This is a genomic window from [Empedobacter] haloabium (assembly GCA_008011715.2).
Classification (GTDB): Bacteria; Pseudomonadota; Gammaproteobacteria; order Burkholderiales; family Burkholderiaceae_D; genus Rugamonas; species Rugamonas haloabia.
The window spans coordinates 5,473,233-5,488,248 of sequence record CP136508.1 but is presented as its reverse complement, the minus strand read 5'-3'; the positions used below and the strand labels follow the sequence as shown (position 1 = coordinate 5,488,248).

At 63.4% G+C, this 15,016-nt stretch carries 14 protein-coding genes; 13 read left to right on the top strand and 1 reads right to left on the bottom strand.

What is annotated here, in order from left to right:
• The first annotated feature begins 77 nt into the window (after nucleotides 1-77).
• From E7V67_023800 to nudB, 7 genes are all read left to right on the top strand, one after another.
• On the top strand, nucleotides 78-701 hold the full coding sequence (locus E7V67_023800; GenBank protein WUR16337.1) for an SCP2 sterol-binding domain-containing protein: 624 nt from the start codon (nucleotides 78-80) through the stop codon (nucleotides 699-701).
• Complete coding sequence (gene ubiB / locus E7V67_023795; GenBank protein WUR12681.1) at nucleotides 698-2,266, top strand: ubiquinone biosynthesis regulatory protein kinase UbiB; 1,569 nt, start codon at nucleotides 698-700, stop codon at nucleotides 2,264-2,266. The genes E7V67_023800 and ubiB overlap by 4 nt, the downstream gene beginning before the upstream one ends.
• A complete protein-coding gene (locus E7V67_023790; GenBank protein ID WUR12680.1) occupies nucleotides 2,266-2,898 on the top strand; it encodes a methyltransferase domain-containing protein in 633 nt (210 codons plus the stop codon). Before ubiB ends, E7V67_023790 begins: the two co-directional genes overlap by 1 nt.
• A gap of 171 nt (nucleotides 2,899-3,069) precedes the next feature.
• Complete coding sequence (locus E7V67_023785; protein WUR12679.1) at nucleotides 3,070-3,375, top strand: FmdB family zinc ribbon protein; 306 nt, start codon at nucleotides 3,070-3,072, stop codon at nucleotides 3,373-3,375.
• A gap of 21 nt (nucleotides 3,376-3,396) precedes the next feature.
• The gene (locus E7V67_023780) at nucleotides 3,397-3,987 is read left to right on the top strand and encodes a DUF502 domain-containing protein (GenBank protein WUR16336.1); all 591 of its coding nucleotides are present in this window, start codon (nucleotides 3,397-3,399) and stop codon (nucleotides 3,985-3,987) included.
• Nucleotides 3,988-4,033: 46 nt separating this feature from the next.
• Nucleotides 4,034-5,839: an aspartate--tRNA ligase gene (gene aspS / locus E7V67_023775; protein ID WUR12678.1), complete on the top strand. Its 1,806-nt coding sequence runs from the start codon at nucleotides 4,034-4,036 to the stop codon at nucleotides 5,837-5,839.
• 317 nt (nucleotides 5,840-6,156) lie between these two features.
• A complete protein-coding gene (gene nudB / locus E7V67_023770; GenBank protein WUR12677.1) occupies nucleotides 6,157-6,624 on the top strand; it encodes a dihydroneopterin triphosphate diphosphatase in 468 nt (155 codons plus the stop codon).
• Here nudB and E7V67_023765 read toward each other — a convergent pair.
• A complete protein-coding gene (locus E7V67_023765) occupies nucleotides 6,616-7,293 on the bottom strand; it encodes a hypothetical protein (GenBank protein ID WUR12676.1) in 678 nt (225 codons plus the stop codon). The genes nudB and E7V67_023765 overlap by 9 nt on opposite strands.
• A gap of 214 nt (nucleotides 7,294-7,507) precedes the next feature.
• On the opposite strand from E7V67_023765, the gene E7V67_023760 reads away from it, so the two are divergent.
• The 6 genes from E7V67_023760 to E7V67_023735 all read left to right on the top strand — a co-directional run bounded on the left by E7V67_023760 (nucleotide 7,508) and on the right by E7V67_023735 (nucleotide 15,004).
• Entirely contained in the window at nucleotides 7,508-8,317 is an 810-nt protein-coding gene (locus tag E7V67_023760; protein ID WUR12675.1) for an endonuclease/exonuclease/phosphatase family protein, read from the top strand.
• Nucleotides 8,318-8,319: 2 nt separating this feature from the next.
• Nucleotides 8,320-9,483 carry a cardiolipin synthase ClsB gene (clsB, locus tag E7V67_023755; protein ID WUR16335.1) on the top strand — a complete coding sequence of 388 codons (1,164 nt, stop codon included), beginning with the start codon at nucleotides 8,320-8,322 and terminating at the stop codon, nucleotides 9,481-9,483.
• Nucleotides 9,483-9,863 carry a S4 domain-containing protein gene (locus tag E7V67_023750; protein ID WUR12674.1) on the top strand — a complete coding sequence of 127 codons (381 nt, stop codon included), beginning with the start codon at nucleotides 9,483-9,485 and terminating at the stop codon, nucleotides 9,861-9,863. Before clsB ends, E7V67_023750 begins: the two co-directional genes overlap by 1 nt.
• Nucleotides 9,864-10,147: 284 nt before the next feature.
• On the top strand, nucleotides 10,148-10,735 hold the full coding sequence (locus E7V67_023745) for a TetR/AcrR family transcriptional regulator (GenBank protein ID WUR12673.1): 588 nt from the start codon (nucleotides 10,148-10,150) through the stop codon (nucleotides 10,733-10,735).
• 74 nt (nucleotides 10,736-10,809) lie between these two features.
• Nucleotides 10,810-12,600 (top strand): acyl-CoA dehydrogenase C-terminal domain-containing protein, encoded by a 1,791-nt coding sequence (locus tag E7V67_023740; GenBank protein ID WUR12672.1) that lies wholly within the window; start codon nucleotides 10,810-10,812, stop codon nucleotides 12,598-12,600.
• Between the two features lie 16 nt (nucleotides 12,601-12,616).
• On the top strand, nucleotides 12,617-15,004 hold the full coding sequence (locus E7V67_023735) for a 3-hydroxyacyl-CoA dehydrogenase/enoyl-CoA hydratase family protein (protein WUR12671.1): 2,388 nt from the start codon (nucleotides 12,617-12,619) through the stop codon (nucleotides 15,002-15,004).
• Nucleotides 15,005-15,016 lie beyond the last annotated feature (12 nt).

Sequence of the window (15,016 nt, the reverse complement as noted above, 5' to 3'; positions counted from 1 at the left end):
GGGCTCCCGATATGCTTCCCAATTTGTTTGCCTTGCTGCCTTTCCCGGGGCAGTTGTCCGGCCTGCCGACCCTGTCGATGCCGGCCGCGGCCACGATCAACCACCTGCTGGCGCAGGAGGACTGGGCGCGCGCCGAACTGAAACAGTATGCGGGCAAGGTCGCGCGCATCGACGCGTCGCCGGCCGAGCTGCGCCTGATGGTCGCCGCCGACGGCATGGTGCAGGCCGCCTCGAGCGATGTCGTACCGGCCGTGACGATCCGGCTGAAACTCTCCGACTTGCCGCTGATCGCGCAGAACCGCGAGCGGGCGTTTTCCTACGTGCAGATCGAAGGCGACGCGGAGTTCGCCAATGCGATCTCGCGCCTGTCGCAGTCGCTGCGCTGGGAAGCCGAGCACGACCTGGAAAAGCTGGTCGGGCCGATCGCCGCCGTGCGGCTGGTGTCCGGCGCGAAGTCGGCGCTGGCGTCGCTGCAGACGGGCCAGCGCAAGCTGACGGAAAACGTCGCCGAGTATTTCCTGGAGGAGCAGCCGCTGCTGGTACGGCCCGCCGTGACCGAGGAGTTCGCAGCGGGCGTCACGCGCTTGCGTGACGATGTCGAGCGCGCCATCAAGCGGCTGGAGAAGCTGGAACAGAAATTCGCGCAACGGCACCCTGCGCAAGCGCCTGCCGGCACCACCCCCGACACGGAAACTCGATGATCCTGAAATTTCTTCGCCTGCTTAAGATTCTGCGCGTACTCGTCAAATATGGGCTCGACGAGATCGCGATTTCCGGCTTCGACAAGCCCGGCATCACCCGCGTGATCGACACGGCATTCTTCTGGCGTAACCTGTCCAGCCCGCGCGCCGTGCGCCTGCGCATGGCACTGGAAGAGCTGGGCCCGATCTTCGTCAAGCTGGGCCAGGTGCTGTCCACCCGCAGCGACCTGATCCCGCCCGATATCGTGGTGGAGCTGTCCAAGCTGCAGGACCGCGTGCCGCCGTTCGATTCCGACCTGGCGGTCGCGCAGATCGAACGGTCGCTGGGCGCGCATCCGGACCAGCTGTTTGCCCGCTTCGAGCGCATCCCGGTGGCGTCCGCGTCGATCGCCCAGGTGCACTTCGCCGCGCTGCCGGACGGCACGCAGGTGGCCGTCAAGGTGCTGCGCCCCGGCATGAAAAAGCTGATCGACGAGGACGTGGCGCTGATGAACCTGGCCGCCGACTGGATCAACCGGCTGTGGCGCGACAGCAAGCGCTTGAAGATGAAGGAAGTGGTCGCCGAGTTCGACAAGTACCTGCACGACGAGCTGGACCTGATGCGCGAGGCGGCCAACGCGGCCCAGCTGCGCCGCAACTTCGCCGATTCGAACCTGTTGATGGTGCCGGAGATGTTCTGGGACTACTGTTCCAGCAATGTCATCACGATGGAGCGCATGCATGGCATTCCCGTGTCGCAGATCGATCGCCTGGTCGAGGCCGGCGTCGACCTGAAGAAGCTGGGCAGCGACGGCGTGGAGATCTTCTTCACCCAGGTGTTCCGCGACGGCTTCTTCCATGCGGACATGCACCCGGGGAACATCCTCGTGTCGATCGACCCGGCCACGTTCGGCCGCTACATCGCGCTGGACTTCGGCATTGTCGGCACCCTGAACGACTACGACAAGGATTACCTGTCGCAGAACTTCCTGGCCTTCTTCCGGCGCGACTACAAGCGCGTGGCCGAGGCCCACATCGAATCGGGCTGGGCGCCGAAGACCACCCGCGTCGACGAGCTGGAAGCGGCCGTGCGCGCCTGCTGCGAGCCGATCTTCGACCGGCCGCTGAAGGACATCTCGTTCGGCCAGATCCTGTTGCGCCTGTTCCAGACGTCGCGCCGCTTCAATGTCGAAGTGCAGCCGCAACTGGTGCTGCTGCAGAAGACACTGCTCAATATCGAGGGCATGGGGCGGGTGCTCGATCCCGACCTCGACCTGTGGAAAACGGCCAAGCCGCACCTCGAGCGCTGGGTGTCCGAGCAGGTGGGCTGGCGCGGGTTGATCGACCGCCTGAAGGCGGAAGCGCCGCGCTACTCGCACATCCTGCCGACGCTGCCGCGGTTGACGCAGCAGGCCTTGATGGCCATCAGCGACCGCGATCCGCATACCAACGATTTGTTGCGTCAGCTGGCCGAGGAGCAGCGCCGCACCAATCGTCTGCTGAGTTTCTTCGTGTTCTTTGTCGGTGCGTTTGTCGCCGGCGCGGTGGGCTTTCAGGCCTGGCTGCGCTGGCAAGGAGTGATGTGATGGCCGAGCCTGCCAACCCTGATTTCGAGAGCCGCGATCCCCTGCAAGCGGCGTTCTGGGACGAGCGTTTCACCCAGCGCTTCATGCCATGGGACAAAGGCGGCATACCCGAGCGCCTGCGCCACTTGGTCGCCGAGCGCGACGCGGCGGCCGATGCGGCCGTGGTGCCGCCCGTCGCGCTGATTCCCGGCTGCGGCTCCGCCTACGAGCTGGACCTGATGTGCGAGGCGGGCTGGGACGCGACCGCGATCGATTTCTCGCCAGCCGCCGTCGAGCGGGCCCGGCACGTCGTCAAGCGCTGGCCCGAGCGCATCGTCCAGGCCGATTTCTTCACGTACCAGCCACCGCGTCCGCTGGATGTGATCTACGAGCGTGCCTTCCTGTGCGCGCTGCCGCCGGACATGTGGCCGCAAGTCGCCGAACGCTGGGCCCAGCTGCTGCCGCGCGGCGGCCTGCTGGCCGGCTACTTCTTCCTGGGCGCCACGCCCAAGGGCCCGCCATTCGGCATCGAGCGCGCCCGGCTGGACGAACTGCTGGCGCCGCATTTCGAACTGGAAGCGGACGAAGCCGTCAAGGACTCGCTGCCCGTGTTCGAGGGCCGCGAGCGCTGGCTGGAGTGGCGCCGCCGCTAGTTGCTCCTAAAATGGGGACAGACCCCATTTTTTGAGAAACAGTTGCCGGAGAAATGGGGTCTGTCCCCATTTCTCCGGCAACTCACGATCCCGGCGGTCGTTGTCAACTGTCTTGTTGCCGCAAAAAAGCTTTATAATTCAGGGTTTTTGACGATTTTTGCGGAGTAACCGATGCCTATCTACGCTTACCGTTGCGAGGAATGTGGCTTTGCCAAGGACGTGCTGCAGAAGATTTCCGATCCTCAGCTCACCGAGTGCCCGGCCTGCGGCAAATCGACTTTTAAAAAGCAGCTTACCGCTGCCGGCTTCCAGTTGAAGGGCACCGGCTGGTATGTGACGGATTTCCGAGGCGGCAATGCGCCAGCCACCGGCGTGGCCGCGAAGACCGATGCGCCCGCCGCTGCGCCCGCCAGCGACGCCAAGCCGGCCACCCCGGCACCTGCCGCGACGACCACGTCCGGCGGCGACACGAAGTAAATCCCAGGAACGATGAACACGATACGCAAATACTTTCTTACCGGTCTGCTGATCCTCGTACCCCTGGCGATCACGCTGTGGGTGCTCAATATCATCGTCGGCACGCTGGACCAGTCGCTTTTGGTCCTGCCCGAACACTGGCGGCCGAAGCTGACCCTGCTCGGTTTCAACGTGCCTGGCCTGGGCGCGGTGCTGACGATCGTCATCGTGTTCTGCGTCGGCCTGCTGGCCAACAACCTGATCGGCAACTACATCCTGCGCCTGTGGGAAAAGCTGCTGCACCGGATTCCCGTCGTCAGCTCGCTGTACGGCAGCGTCAAGCAGGTGTCGGACACGCTGTTCTCGTCGTCCGGCAACGCCTTCCGCAAGGCCGTGCTGATCCCGTACCCGCACGCGAACTCGTACACGATCGCGTTCCTGACCGGCACGCCCGGCGGCGACGTCAAGAACCACCTGGTGGGCGACTACGTCAGCGTCTACGTGCCAACGACGCCGAACCCGACCTCCGGCTTCTTCCTGATGATGGCGCGCTCGCAGGTCGTGGAGCTGGACATGACCGTGGATGCCGCCTTGAAGTACATTGTGTCGATGGGCGTCGTCGCTCCCGACTGACGCTTTCGACTGAATTAACGAACTTAACCTGAACCGAGAATTAACCATGTCTATGCGTACTCATTACTGCGGCCTCGTCACTGAAGCACTGCTGGGCCAAACCGTCAGCCTGTGCGGCTGGGTGCACCGTCGCCGCGACCACGGCGGCGTGATCTTCATCGACCTGCGCGACCGCGAAGGCCTGGTTCAGATCGTCTGCAATCCGGAGCAGGCGGAAGTCTTCAAGGCCGCCGAAGCCGTACGTAACGAGTTCTGCCTGCGCATCACGGGCACGGTCAAGGACCGCCTGGCCGGCACCGTCAACAACAACCTGAAGTCGGGCAAGATCGAAGTGATCTGCTCGCAGCTGGAAGTGCTGAACCCGTCGGTGGCCGTACCGTTCCAGCTGGACGACGACAACCTGTCCGAAACCACCCGCCTGACGCACCGCGTGCTGGACCTGCGCCGTCCGCAGATGCAGAACAACCTGCGCCTGCGCTACAAGGTGACGATGGAAGTGCGCAAGTACCTGGACGAACTGGGCTTCATCGACATCGAGACGCCGACCCTGACCAAGTCCACGCCGGAAGGCGCGCGCGACTACCTGGTGCCGTCGCGCGTCAACGCCGGCCAGTTCTTCGCGCTGCCGCAGTCGCCGCAGCTGTTCAAGCAGTTGCTGATGGTCGCCAACTTCGACCGCTACTACCAGATCACCAAGTGCTTCCGCGACGAAGACCTGCGCGCCGACCGCCAGCCGGAATTCACCCAGATCGACTGCGAAACGTCGTTTCTGAACGAACAGGAAATCCGTGACCTGTTCGAAGACATGATCCGCAAGGTGTTCAAGAACACGCTGTCGATCGACCTGCCGAACCCGTTCCCGGTGATGGACTTCGCCGAAGCGATGGGCAAGTACGGTTCGGACAAGCCCGATATGAGAGTAAAGCTCGAGTTCACCGAACTGACCGACGTGATGAAGAACGTCGACTTCAAGGTGTTCTCCGCCGCGGCCAACCTGCCGAACGGCCGTGTGGTCGGCCTGCGCGTACCGAAGGGCGGCGACATGCCACGTTCGGAAATCGACGCCTACACCCAGTTCGTTGCCATCTACGGCGCCAAGGGTCTGGCCTACATCAAGGTCAACGAGAAGGCCAAGGGCCGTGACGGCCTGCAGTCGCCGATCGTGAAGAACATCAACGACGAAGCCCTGGCCAAGATCCTGGAACTGACGGGCGCCGAAGACGGCGACCTGATCTTCTTCGGCGCGGACAAAGCGAAGGTCGTCAACGACGCCATCGGCGCGCTGCGCGTGAAGATCGGCCACAGCGAGTTCGGCAAGAAGAACGGCCTGTTCGACGACGTCTGGGCACCGCTGTGGGTCATCGACTTCCCGATGTTCGAATACGACGAGGAAGACGACCGCTGGACCGCCACCCACCACCCGTTCACGGCACCGAAGGACGGCCACGAGGACATGCTGGAAACCAACCCGGGCGCCTGCATCGCCAAGGCCTACGACATGGTCCTGAACGGCTGGGAACTGGGCGGCGGCTCGATCCGTATCCACCGCGAGGAAGTGCAGTCGAAGGTGTTCCGCGCGCTGAAGATCGGCGCGGAAGAAGCACGCCTGAAGTTCGGCTTCCTGCTGGACGCACTGCAATACGGCGCGCCACCGCACGGCGGCCTGGCATTCGGCCTGGACCGTATCGTCACGCTGATGACGAAGTCGGACTCGATCCGCGACGTGATCGCGTTCCCGAAAACGCAGCGCGCTCAGGACCTCTTGACGCACGCACCGTCGGAAGTGGACGAGAAGCAGCTGCGCGAGCTGCACATCCGCCTGCGCGCGGCCGAGCCGAAGGTGGCTGGCTAAAAAAGAGGGCGCTGCGGCGCCCTTTTTTTGGGCTGTTGGCTGCGGATCCGCAGGGGTCTGTCCCCGGTAAGTGTTGGCTGCAGCGGGATTGTTGGCGGATCGAGGGGACTGACCCCGGTTTTTATCGGCGGCGGAAATGAACCAGCCTCCCTCGGGGCCTGCGATGAAAACCGGGGTCAGTCCCCTGACGCCGCCACAGGCAAGCGCTGATGCCAACCCTTACCGGGGACAGACCCCAAGCCAGCAAACGTCATCTCAACGCGAACAAAACTTCGGGGACAGTCCCCTTTGGGGACAGTCCCCAACCGCCCGCATCAATGACTACTTCCCACAAAATCCCGGAATCGGTATTAGTCGTCATCCACACCGCCGACCTCGACGTCCTCTTGATCGAGCGCGCCGGCAATCCCGGCTTCTGGCAGTCGGTCACCGGCTCGCTGGACGCGCCGGACGAGCCGCTGCTGGCCACAGCCACCCGTGAATTGTTCGAGGAAACCGGCATCCATGCCGATGGCGAGCGCATCGTGCTGCGCGACTGGCAGCTGTCGAATGTCTATGAGATCTACCCGGTCTGGCGCCATCGCTACGCGCCGGGCGTGACGCACAACACGGAGCATGTGTTCAGCGTGGAGGTGCCGCGCGACATCGCCATCACTCTGGCGCCGCGCGAGCACGTCGATTACGTCTGGCTGCCCTACCTGGCCGCGGCCGACAAATGCTTCAGCCCGTCCAATGCCGAGGCGATCCTGCAGCTGCCGCGCCAGCTGCGCAAGCTGTCAGCCTGACCGCCGCCAGCGCGCCGCCAGCAGGCCCACACCGGCCAGCCCGAACAGGGGTAGGGTGCCGGGCAGCGGAATGGCCACGTGCTGCTGCGGTCCCAATGGGGTGCCGTACAGCCGGAACGCCATGTCGCCTACGCCGGCCTGGCCGAGGTAGCTGCCACGGCCGGTGAACTGGGCCATCTGGCCGTCGCCGCCGTTGGCATTACGGATGGCCGTCTGCGCCAGCTCCACACTGTGGCCCGCCATGCCGATCCAGTACGACACGTCCGCCGCCATCGTGAAGCCGGCAAATTGCGCGTGCTTGCGCACGTTGCCGCCGCTGGCGCCGTCCATGTCGACAAGGTCGATTGCGCTGCCGAAGCGGCCCAGCAGCGCGCCCGGGCGGCCGGCGTCGTCGGCCCAGATGGCGATGTCGACGAGGGTGCCGACGCCGCCATAACCAATGCCTGAGTAGATTGCCATGCCATCGACCAGCGTATTGACGGCAAACGACACGACTTCCGCGAAATGCTGGCCCCGGTTGATATTGCTGTATGCATCGCCGGACGTCGCGCCCAGCAAGGCCTGCGGGCTCCAGTCCAGCAGGATCGGTGACGCCATCGCCGGACCGGCCGCACACCCCATCCACGCCAGCATTGCCAATACGCCTGCCCGTTTGCTTCTGATCGCCATAGTGGCCTCCCCGCCCCGCCGTCAGAACATGAGTGATGCTTTTTTGTACACCTTAATGTAGGTCATAACTCAACCGTTGTCTTCAGCAATGTACTGTGCGCAGCTCGACTGTTGGGTTTTCGTTGAAGTCGTCTTGCAAATTGCAATGGAGAATCGTCACGCCGCCGCACGATTGCCGAGGAGAAAAGGATACGGTTGGGGCTAAAATCATTCCATGAAGATCAAAGTCGCCACCTACAACATCCACAAGGGCGTGTCTTACCGCAGCAAGCCGCGGGTGCTCGCCCTCAAGCAGGCCATCGCCGCGTTCGACGCTGACCTGATCTTCCTGCAGGAAGTGCAGGGGCAGCACGACCGCATCGCGGCCCGCTACGGCGAGGAACGGCACGGGCACCGGCACTGGCCGCAGGGCAGCCAGCACGAGTTCTTCGCGGGCGAGTCGCACCAGTCGGTGTACGGGTTGAACGCGCAGTACGACCATGGCCACCACGGCAATGCGCTGCTGACGCGCTTTCCCATCACCAAGTGGACCAACACGGATATTTCGGACCACGCCTACGAGGCACGCGGCATCCTCCACTCCATCGTCGAGACGCCGAAGGGCACGGTGCACTGCTACGTGATCCACCTGGGCCTGTTCGAGAAAAGCCGGGTGCGGCAGGTGGAGGCGCTGATCGATGCCGTCAACCTGTCGGCACCGAACGGCGAGCCGGTGATCATCGCCGGCGACTTCAACGACTGGCGCAATACCCTGAGCGCCAAACTGCGCAAGGCGCTGGGCGTGGTGGAGGTCTTCGACGAGGTCGGCGCCGGCTCCAGCCTGGGCGACCTGGTCCGTACCCTGGCGCGGCGCCAGGCGGCGATTCGTCCGGCCCGCACCTTCCCGGCGGCCTTGCCCTTCTTCCGCCTGGATCGTATCTACGTGCGCGGCTTCAAGGTAGAATCGGCGGAGGTCCTGCATGGCCAGCTGTGGGCCAAGCTGTCGGACCATGCGCCGATTGTGGCTACCCTGAAACTTGCTTGACCATGCGTCCCGTCGAATTCATCGCCGATAACGAAGTCAAACTCCTGCACTGCGGTACCGAATATTTCCCCGCCATGGTGGAAGCCATCGATGCCGCGCAGTACGACGTGTACTTCGAAACCTATATCTTCGCCGATGACGAAACGGGACAGGCCGTGCTGGCCGCGCTGATGCGCGCCGGCCAACGGGGCGTGACCGTGCGCGTGATCACCGACTGGTTCGGCACCGGCAACGGCCGTTCGAAACGCATGCACGCGCAACTGCTCGAAGCGGGCGTCGAGCACCGCATCTTCAATCCGTGGTTCCGCCGCGGCGTCACCCGCACGCACCGCAAGATCTGCGTGGTGGACCGCTGCATTGCCTTTGTCGGCGGCATCAACGTCAATGACGACATGTATTGCGATTACGACCACAGCAAGGCCTTGTGCGCGCCGCGCTGGGACTTCGCCGTGGCCGTCGAGGGCCCGCTGGTGGCCGCCATCCACAAGGAAGCGGAGGCGCAATGGCTGCGGCTGGGCCGGATGACGCTGAAAAATCGTATTCATTTGTACAACGAACTGCGCCGCGCCAACAAGGTCGCGGCCGAGTCGACGGTGCGGGCCGGCTTTGTCGTGCGCGACAACCTGCGCAACCGCCAGACCATCCAGAAGGCCTACCTGAACGCACTGGGCCGGGCGCGCAAGAGCGTGCTGCTGGCCAACCCGTATTTCGCACCGGGCCGCAAGTTCCGCCGCGCGCTGTCGCAGACGGCGCAGCGCGGTGTCGAGGTCGTGCTCTTGATCGGCGTGGGCGAGCACTGGTTGCAGGATGCGGTGGCGCACTCGTTCTACCCGAAGCTGCTTGCCTCTGGCGTGAAGGTGGTGGAATATCACAAGACCCAGCTCCACGCCAAGGTGGCCGTCATCGACGATGACTGGGCCACCGTGGGCTCTTCCAACGTGGACGGGTTGAGCCTGTTTTTAAACCAGGAAGCGAACGTCGTGATCAAGGACGCCGCGTTTGCCGTCGACCTGCGCCGGCATATCGAGGCGGCGGTGGCGGAGGGTGTCGAAATCCATCCGCACGAATACCAGCACGTGGGCCGCTTCCGCCGCATCGGCTACGAGATCGCGTACGTGGTCTACAAGACGCTGATGCGCATTTTCGCAGTGGGGAAATACGCTTGATGGACAATGTAAGGATCGACAAGTGGCTGTGGGCGGCGCGCTTCTTCAAGACGCGCAACCTGGCCATCGACGCGATCGACAACGGTAAAGTGAAGATCGGCGGCGACCGCGTGAAACCGGCGCGCCTGCTGAAGCTGGGCGAGAAGCTGCACATCGACAACGGCTCGGACGAGTGGGACGTGCTGGTGCTGGGGCTGTCCGACAAACGGCAGGGCGCGCCCATCGCCCGCACCTTGTACGAGGAGTCCGAAGAATCGATCGCGCGGCGCCAGAAGGAAGCCGAGCGGCGCCGGCTGTTCGCCGAACCGGCCGCCGACTTCAAGGGCCGGCCAACCAAGCGCGACCGGCGCGTGCGCGAACGTATCGACACGGGAGAGTAGTTGCTCAAAAAATGGGGACAGACCCCATTTTTCAGGAAACATTGCCGAGAAATTGGGGTCTGTCCCCATTTTTTTGGCAACGTCAAACATGGGGGCAAGCGCCCCCGTCAAAATAGAACGCCACCTCTAACAATGGCGTTTGACATTTATCCTGCTCTGGATAATAGTACGAGCGTTCGTAATTTTTTTCACACGATGCTTATCCCCGGAGAGAGAATGAACTTTTTTCTCTTCGAGCCGGATTCCAAGTGAGTGCCCTAGTTATTAATACCTCGACAAAATTCATGCGCAAGGGTGAGATGACCCGTGCCGCCATCCTGGACGTGGCCCTGGACCTGGCCAGCCGTGACGGGCTGGAAGGCCTGACCATCGGTCTGTTGGCGGACAAGATGAACATGAGCAAATCGGGTGTGTTCGCCCACTTCGGTTCGCGTGAAGATTTGCAGCTGGAAGTATTGAAGCTGTACCACCGCCGCTTCGAGCAGGATGTGTTCTATCCGAGCATCAAGGAGCCGCGCGGCCTGCCGCGCCTGCGCGCGATGTTCGCGCACTGGGTCAAGCGGGTCAGCATCGAGATCGCGTCCGGCTGCATCTATATCAGCGGCGCCGTCGAGTACGACGATCGTCCGGGTCCGATCCGCGAGGAGCTGGTGTCGATGGTGGGTGCGTGGCAGAGCGCGCTGTTGCGCGCGGCCCAGCAGGCCATCGAGTGCGGCCACCTGAAGGCCGGTACGGATGCCCAGCAGCTGGTGTACGAGATGTATGGCCTGATCCTGGCCGTCCATCACGATGCCCGCTTCCTGCGCATTCCCGGCAGCGTGGAACGGGCCAGCGTCGGCTTCAACCGTCTTATCGAAAACTATCAGTCCTAACGCCGCGCGTAGTCAGATCAGATACAGCGGCACCTCAACAAACAACTTTAGCCTTTAGTCGTCAGGAGATAAACATGGGTCAATACGTCGCGCCAATCCGGGATATGCAATTCGTGCTGCATGAGTTCCTGAAGGTGGAAGAGCAGCTCAAGGAACTGCCGGCCCACGCCGAGACGGATGCCGACATCATCAACCAGGTGCTGGAAGAGGGTGCGAAATTCACGTCCGAAGTGCTGTTCCCGCTGAACCACTCCGGCGACCGCGAAGGCTGCAAGCACGACGCCGAGACGAAGACCGTCACGACGCCGAAGGGCTTCAAGGAAGCGTACAAGCAATACGTCGAAGGCGGCTGGGCCGCGCTGGCATGCGATCCGGAATTCGGCGGCCAGGGCCTGCCGGTCGTGCTGAACAACTCGTTCTACGAGATGCTGAACTCCTCCAACCAGGCCTGGACGATGTACCCGGGCCTGTCGCACGGCGCCTACGAGTGCCTGAAGGAGCACGGCACCGACGAGCAGAAGCGCCTGTACCTGCCGAAGCTGGTCTCCGGCGAATGGACCGGCACCATGTGCCTGACCGAACCACACTGCGGCACCGACCTGGGCCTGCTGCGCACGAAAGCCATCCCGAACGAAGACGGTTCCTGGACCATCACCGGCAACAAGATCTTCATCTCGGCCGGCGAGCACGACATGTCGGAAAACATCCTGCACCTGGTGCTGGCCCGCGTGCCGGACGCACCGGAAGGCTCGAAAGGCATCTCGCTGTTCCTGGTACCGAAGTACCTGCCGAACAACGACGGCACGGTCGGCGAGCGCAACCCGATCTTCTGCGGCGCCATCGAGGAAAAGATGGGCATCCACGGTAACTCGACCTGCCAGATGAACCTGGACGGCGCGAAAGGCTGGATCATCGGCCAGCCGAACAAGGGCCTGAACGCCATGTTCGTGTTCATGAACGCGGCCCGCCTGGGCGTGGGCATGCAGTCGCTGGGCCTGACCGAAGTCGCGTACCAGAACGCGCTGGTGTACGCCAAGGACCGCCTGCAAATGCGTAGTCTGTCCGGCGTCAAGGCTGCCGACAAGCCGGCCGACCCGATCATCGTGCACCCGGACGTGCGCCGCATGCTGCTGACCGCCAAGGCCTACGCCGAAGGCGCGCGCGCCTTCTCGTCCTACGTCGCGCTGCAGATCGACCGCGAACTGAACCACCCTGACGAAGAAGTGCGCAAGGAAGCCGCCGACGAAGTCGCGCTGCTGACCCCTGTCATCAAGGCCTTCATCACCGACAACGCCTGGATCGCCACCTCGGAAGCGATGCAGGTGTACGGCGGCCACGGCTACATCTCGGAGTGGGGCATGGAGCAGTACGTGCGCGACGCCCGCATCAACCTGATCTACGAAGGCACCAACACGATCCAGTCGCTGGACCTGCTGGGCCGCAAGATCCTGATGGACAACGGCGCCAAGCTGCGCAAGTTCGGCGAGAAGGTGCGTGCCTTCGTCGAAGAAAACGGCACCGACGAAGCGATGTCCGAATTCGTCACGCCGCTGGGCGAGCTGGGCGAAAAAGTGGGCAAGCTGACGATGGAAATCGGCATGAAGGCCTTCCAGAACCAGGACGAAGTGGGCGCGGCCGCCGTGCCTTACCTGCGCGTCGTGGGTCACCTGGTGTACAGCTACTTCTTCGCCCAGATGGCCAAGATCGCGCTGGAAAAGAAAGACTCGGGCGACAAGTTCTACGAAGCCAAGCTGCAGACCACGCGCTTCTACTTCGCGCGCCTGTACCCTGAAACCGCAATGCTGATCCGCCAGGCCCGTTCCGGCGCCGCGAACCTGATGGCGCTGGACGCCGACCTGTTCTAAAAACTAGAGGAAAAACATGAGCAACTTCAGTGTAAAAAAAGTCGCCGTCCTGGGCGCCGGTGTGATGGGCGCGCAGATCGCCGCCCACTGCGTCAATGCCAAGGTCCAGGTCGTGCTGTTCGACCTGCCTGGGAAAGAAGGCACCCCGAAGAACGGTATCGTCCTCAAAGCCATCGAAGGCCTGAAAAAGCTGTCGCCAGCACCGCTGGGCGACAAGGAAGACGCCGCCCTGATCCAGGTCGCGAACTATGAAGACAACCTGGACCAGCTGGCCGACTGCGACCTGATCATCGAAGCGATCGCCGAGCGCCTGGACTGGAAGCACGACCTGTACAAGAAGGTCGCGCCGCACATCGGCCAGAACGCCATCTTCGCCTCCAACACGTCCGGCCTGCCGATCCACCAGCTGGCCGAAGGCTTCGACGCGGACCTGAAGGCGCGCTTCTGCGGCGTGCACTTCTTCAACCCGCCGCGCTACATGCACCTGGTCGAACTGATCCCGACCGAAGCGACCCGTCCGGAAATCCTGGACCAGCTGGAAACGTTCCTGACGTCCGTGCTGGGCAAGGGCGTCGTGCGCGCCAAGGACACGCCGAACTTCATCGCCAACCGCGTCGGCATCTTCGGCATGCTGGCCACGATCCACCAGGCCGAAAAATTCGGCCTGTCCGTGGACGTCGTCGACGACCTGACCGGCGCCAAGCTGGGTCGCGCCAAGTCCGGCACGTTCCGCACGGCGGACGTGGTGGGCCTGGACACGATGGGCCACGTCATCAAGACGATGCAGGACAACCTGAAGGACGACCCGTTCGCCGCCGTCTACAAGACGCCGGACGTGCTGGCCAAGCTGATCGAGAAGGGCGCGCTGGGCCAGAAGGCTGGCGGCGGCTTCTACAAGAAGGTCGGCAAGGAGATTCAACGCCTGGACTTCGCCAGCGGCGAATACGTGGCCGGCGGCGCGAAAGCGGCCGACATCATCGCCCGCATCCTGAAAGAAAAGGATCCGGTCAAGAAGTTCAAGGCGCTGCGCGAATCGACCAACCCGCAAGGCCAGTTCCTGTGGGCGATCTTCCGCGACGCGTTCCACTACATCGCCTACCACCTGGAATCGATCGCCGACAACGCGCGTGACGTGGACTTCGCCATGCGCTGGGGCTTCGGCTGGAAGATCGGCCCGTTCGAAACGTGGCAAGCCGCCGGCTGGAAGCAGATCGCCGAGTGGGTCAAGGAAGACATCGACGCCGGCAAGGCGCTGACCAACGCACCGCTCCCAAGCTGGGTCTTCGAAGTGGACGGCGTGCACACGGCCGAAGGTTCGTACTCCGCCGCGTCGAAGAAATTCGTGCCACGTTCGAACCTGGACGTGTACAAGCGCCAGGAATTCCGCGCACCGGTACTGGGCGAAGGCGCCACCGATGCAACCAAGGCCGGCACCACCGTGTTCGAAGACGACAGCATCCGCCTGTGGCACTCGGGCGACGAAGTGCTGGTCGCCTCGATCAAGACCAAGATGCACGTCATCGGCCAGGGCGTCATCGACGGCCTGAAGCGCGGTCTGAAGGAAGCGGAACAGAACTTCAAGGGCCTGGTGATCTGGGGTACGGATGCGGCCGAAGGCGGCGCGTTCTCCGCCGGCGCCGACCTGCAATCGGCCCTGCCAGCCTTCATGGCCGGCGGCGCGAAAGCCCTCGATCCACTGATCAAGGACCTGCAGAACACCTTCATGGCGATGAAGTATTCGAACGTACCGGTCGTCGCCGCGGTGGCTGGCCTGGCGCTGGGCGGCGGCTGCGAAATGGCGCTGCACGCGTCGCGCCGCGTCGCCTCGATCGAGTCGTACATCGGCCTGGTCGAAGTGGGCGTGGGCCTGATCCCTGCCGGTGGTGGCCTGAAGGAAGCGGCCGTGCGCGCTGCCAAGGAAGCCAAGGGCAACGACATCCTGCAATTCCTGAAGACGGGCTTCACCAACGCGGCCACCGCGAACGTGTCGAAGTCGGCCCTGGAAGCGAAGGCGATGGGTTACCTGAAGGAAGACGACATCATCGTCTTCAACCCGTACGAACTGCTGCACGTGGCCAAAGTGACCGCGCGCTCTATGTTCGACGCAGGCTACCGCGCACCGCTGCAGCGCCCGGTCCCGGTCACCGGCCGTTACGGCTGGGCCACGATCCGCGGCCAGCTGGTCAACATGCGCGACGGCGGCTTCATCTCCGCCCACGACTACAAGCTGGGCGACATGATCGCCGAGATCGTGTCGGGCGGCGACATCGACCAAGGCAGCGTGGTGTCCGAGCAGTGGCTGCTGGACATGGAACGTAAAGCCTTCCTGGAACTGCTGAACAACCCGAAAACGCAAGAGCGGATCATGGGCATGCTGCAGACCGGCAAGCCAGTGCGGAACTAAGCGACTACTAGG

Coding starts and splice junctions, on each gene's coding strand:
- E7V67_023745 (WUR12673.1), top strand. CDS start 10,148: ATGCGCAAGGGTGAGATGACCCGTGCCGCCATCCTGGACGTGGCCCTG.
- E7V67_023800 (WUR16337.1), top strand. CDS start 78: ATGCCGGCCGCGGCCACGATCAACCACCTGCTGGCGCAGGAGGACTGG.
- E7V67_023790 (WUR12680.1), top strand. CDS start 2,266: ATGGCCGAGCCTGCCAACCCTGATTTCGAGAGCCGCGATCCCCTGCAA.
- aspS (WUR12678.1), top strand. CDS start 4,034: ATGTCTATGCGTACTCATTACTGCGGCCTCGTCACTGAAGCACTGCTG.
- clsB (WUR16335.1), top strand. CDS start 8,320: ATGCGTCCCGTCGAATTCATCGCCGATAACGAAGTCAAACTCCTGCAC.
- E7V67_023785 (WUR12679.1), top strand. CDS start 3,070: ATGCCTATCTACGCTTACCGTTGCGAGGAATGTGGCTTTGCCAAGGAC.
- nudB (WUR12677.1), top strand. CDS start 6,157: ATGACTACTTCCCACAAAATCCCGGAATCGGTATTAGTCGTCATCCAC.
- E7V67_023740 (WUR12672.1), top strand. CDS start 10,810: ATGGGTCAATACGTCGCGCCAATCCGGGATATGCAATTCGTGCTGCAT.
- E7V67_023765 (WUR12676.1), bottom strand. CDS start 7,293: ATGGCGATCAGAAGCAAACGGGCAGGCGTATTGGCAATGCTGGCGTGG.
- E7V67_023735 (WUR12671.1), top strand. CDS start 12,617: ATGAGCAACTTCAGTGTAAAAAAAGTCGCCGTCCTGGGCGCCGGTGTG.
- E7V67_023760 (WUR12675.1), top strand. CDS start 7,508: ATGAAGATCAAAGTCGCCACCTACAACATCCACAAGGGCGTGTCTTAC.
- ubiB (WUR12681.1), top strand. CDS start 698: ATGATCCTGAAATTTCTTCGCCTGCTTAAGATTCTGCGCGTACTCGTC.
- E7V67_023750 (WUR12674.1), top strand. CDS start 9,483: ATGGACAATGTAAGGATCGACAAGTGGCTGTGGGCGGCGCGCTTCTTC.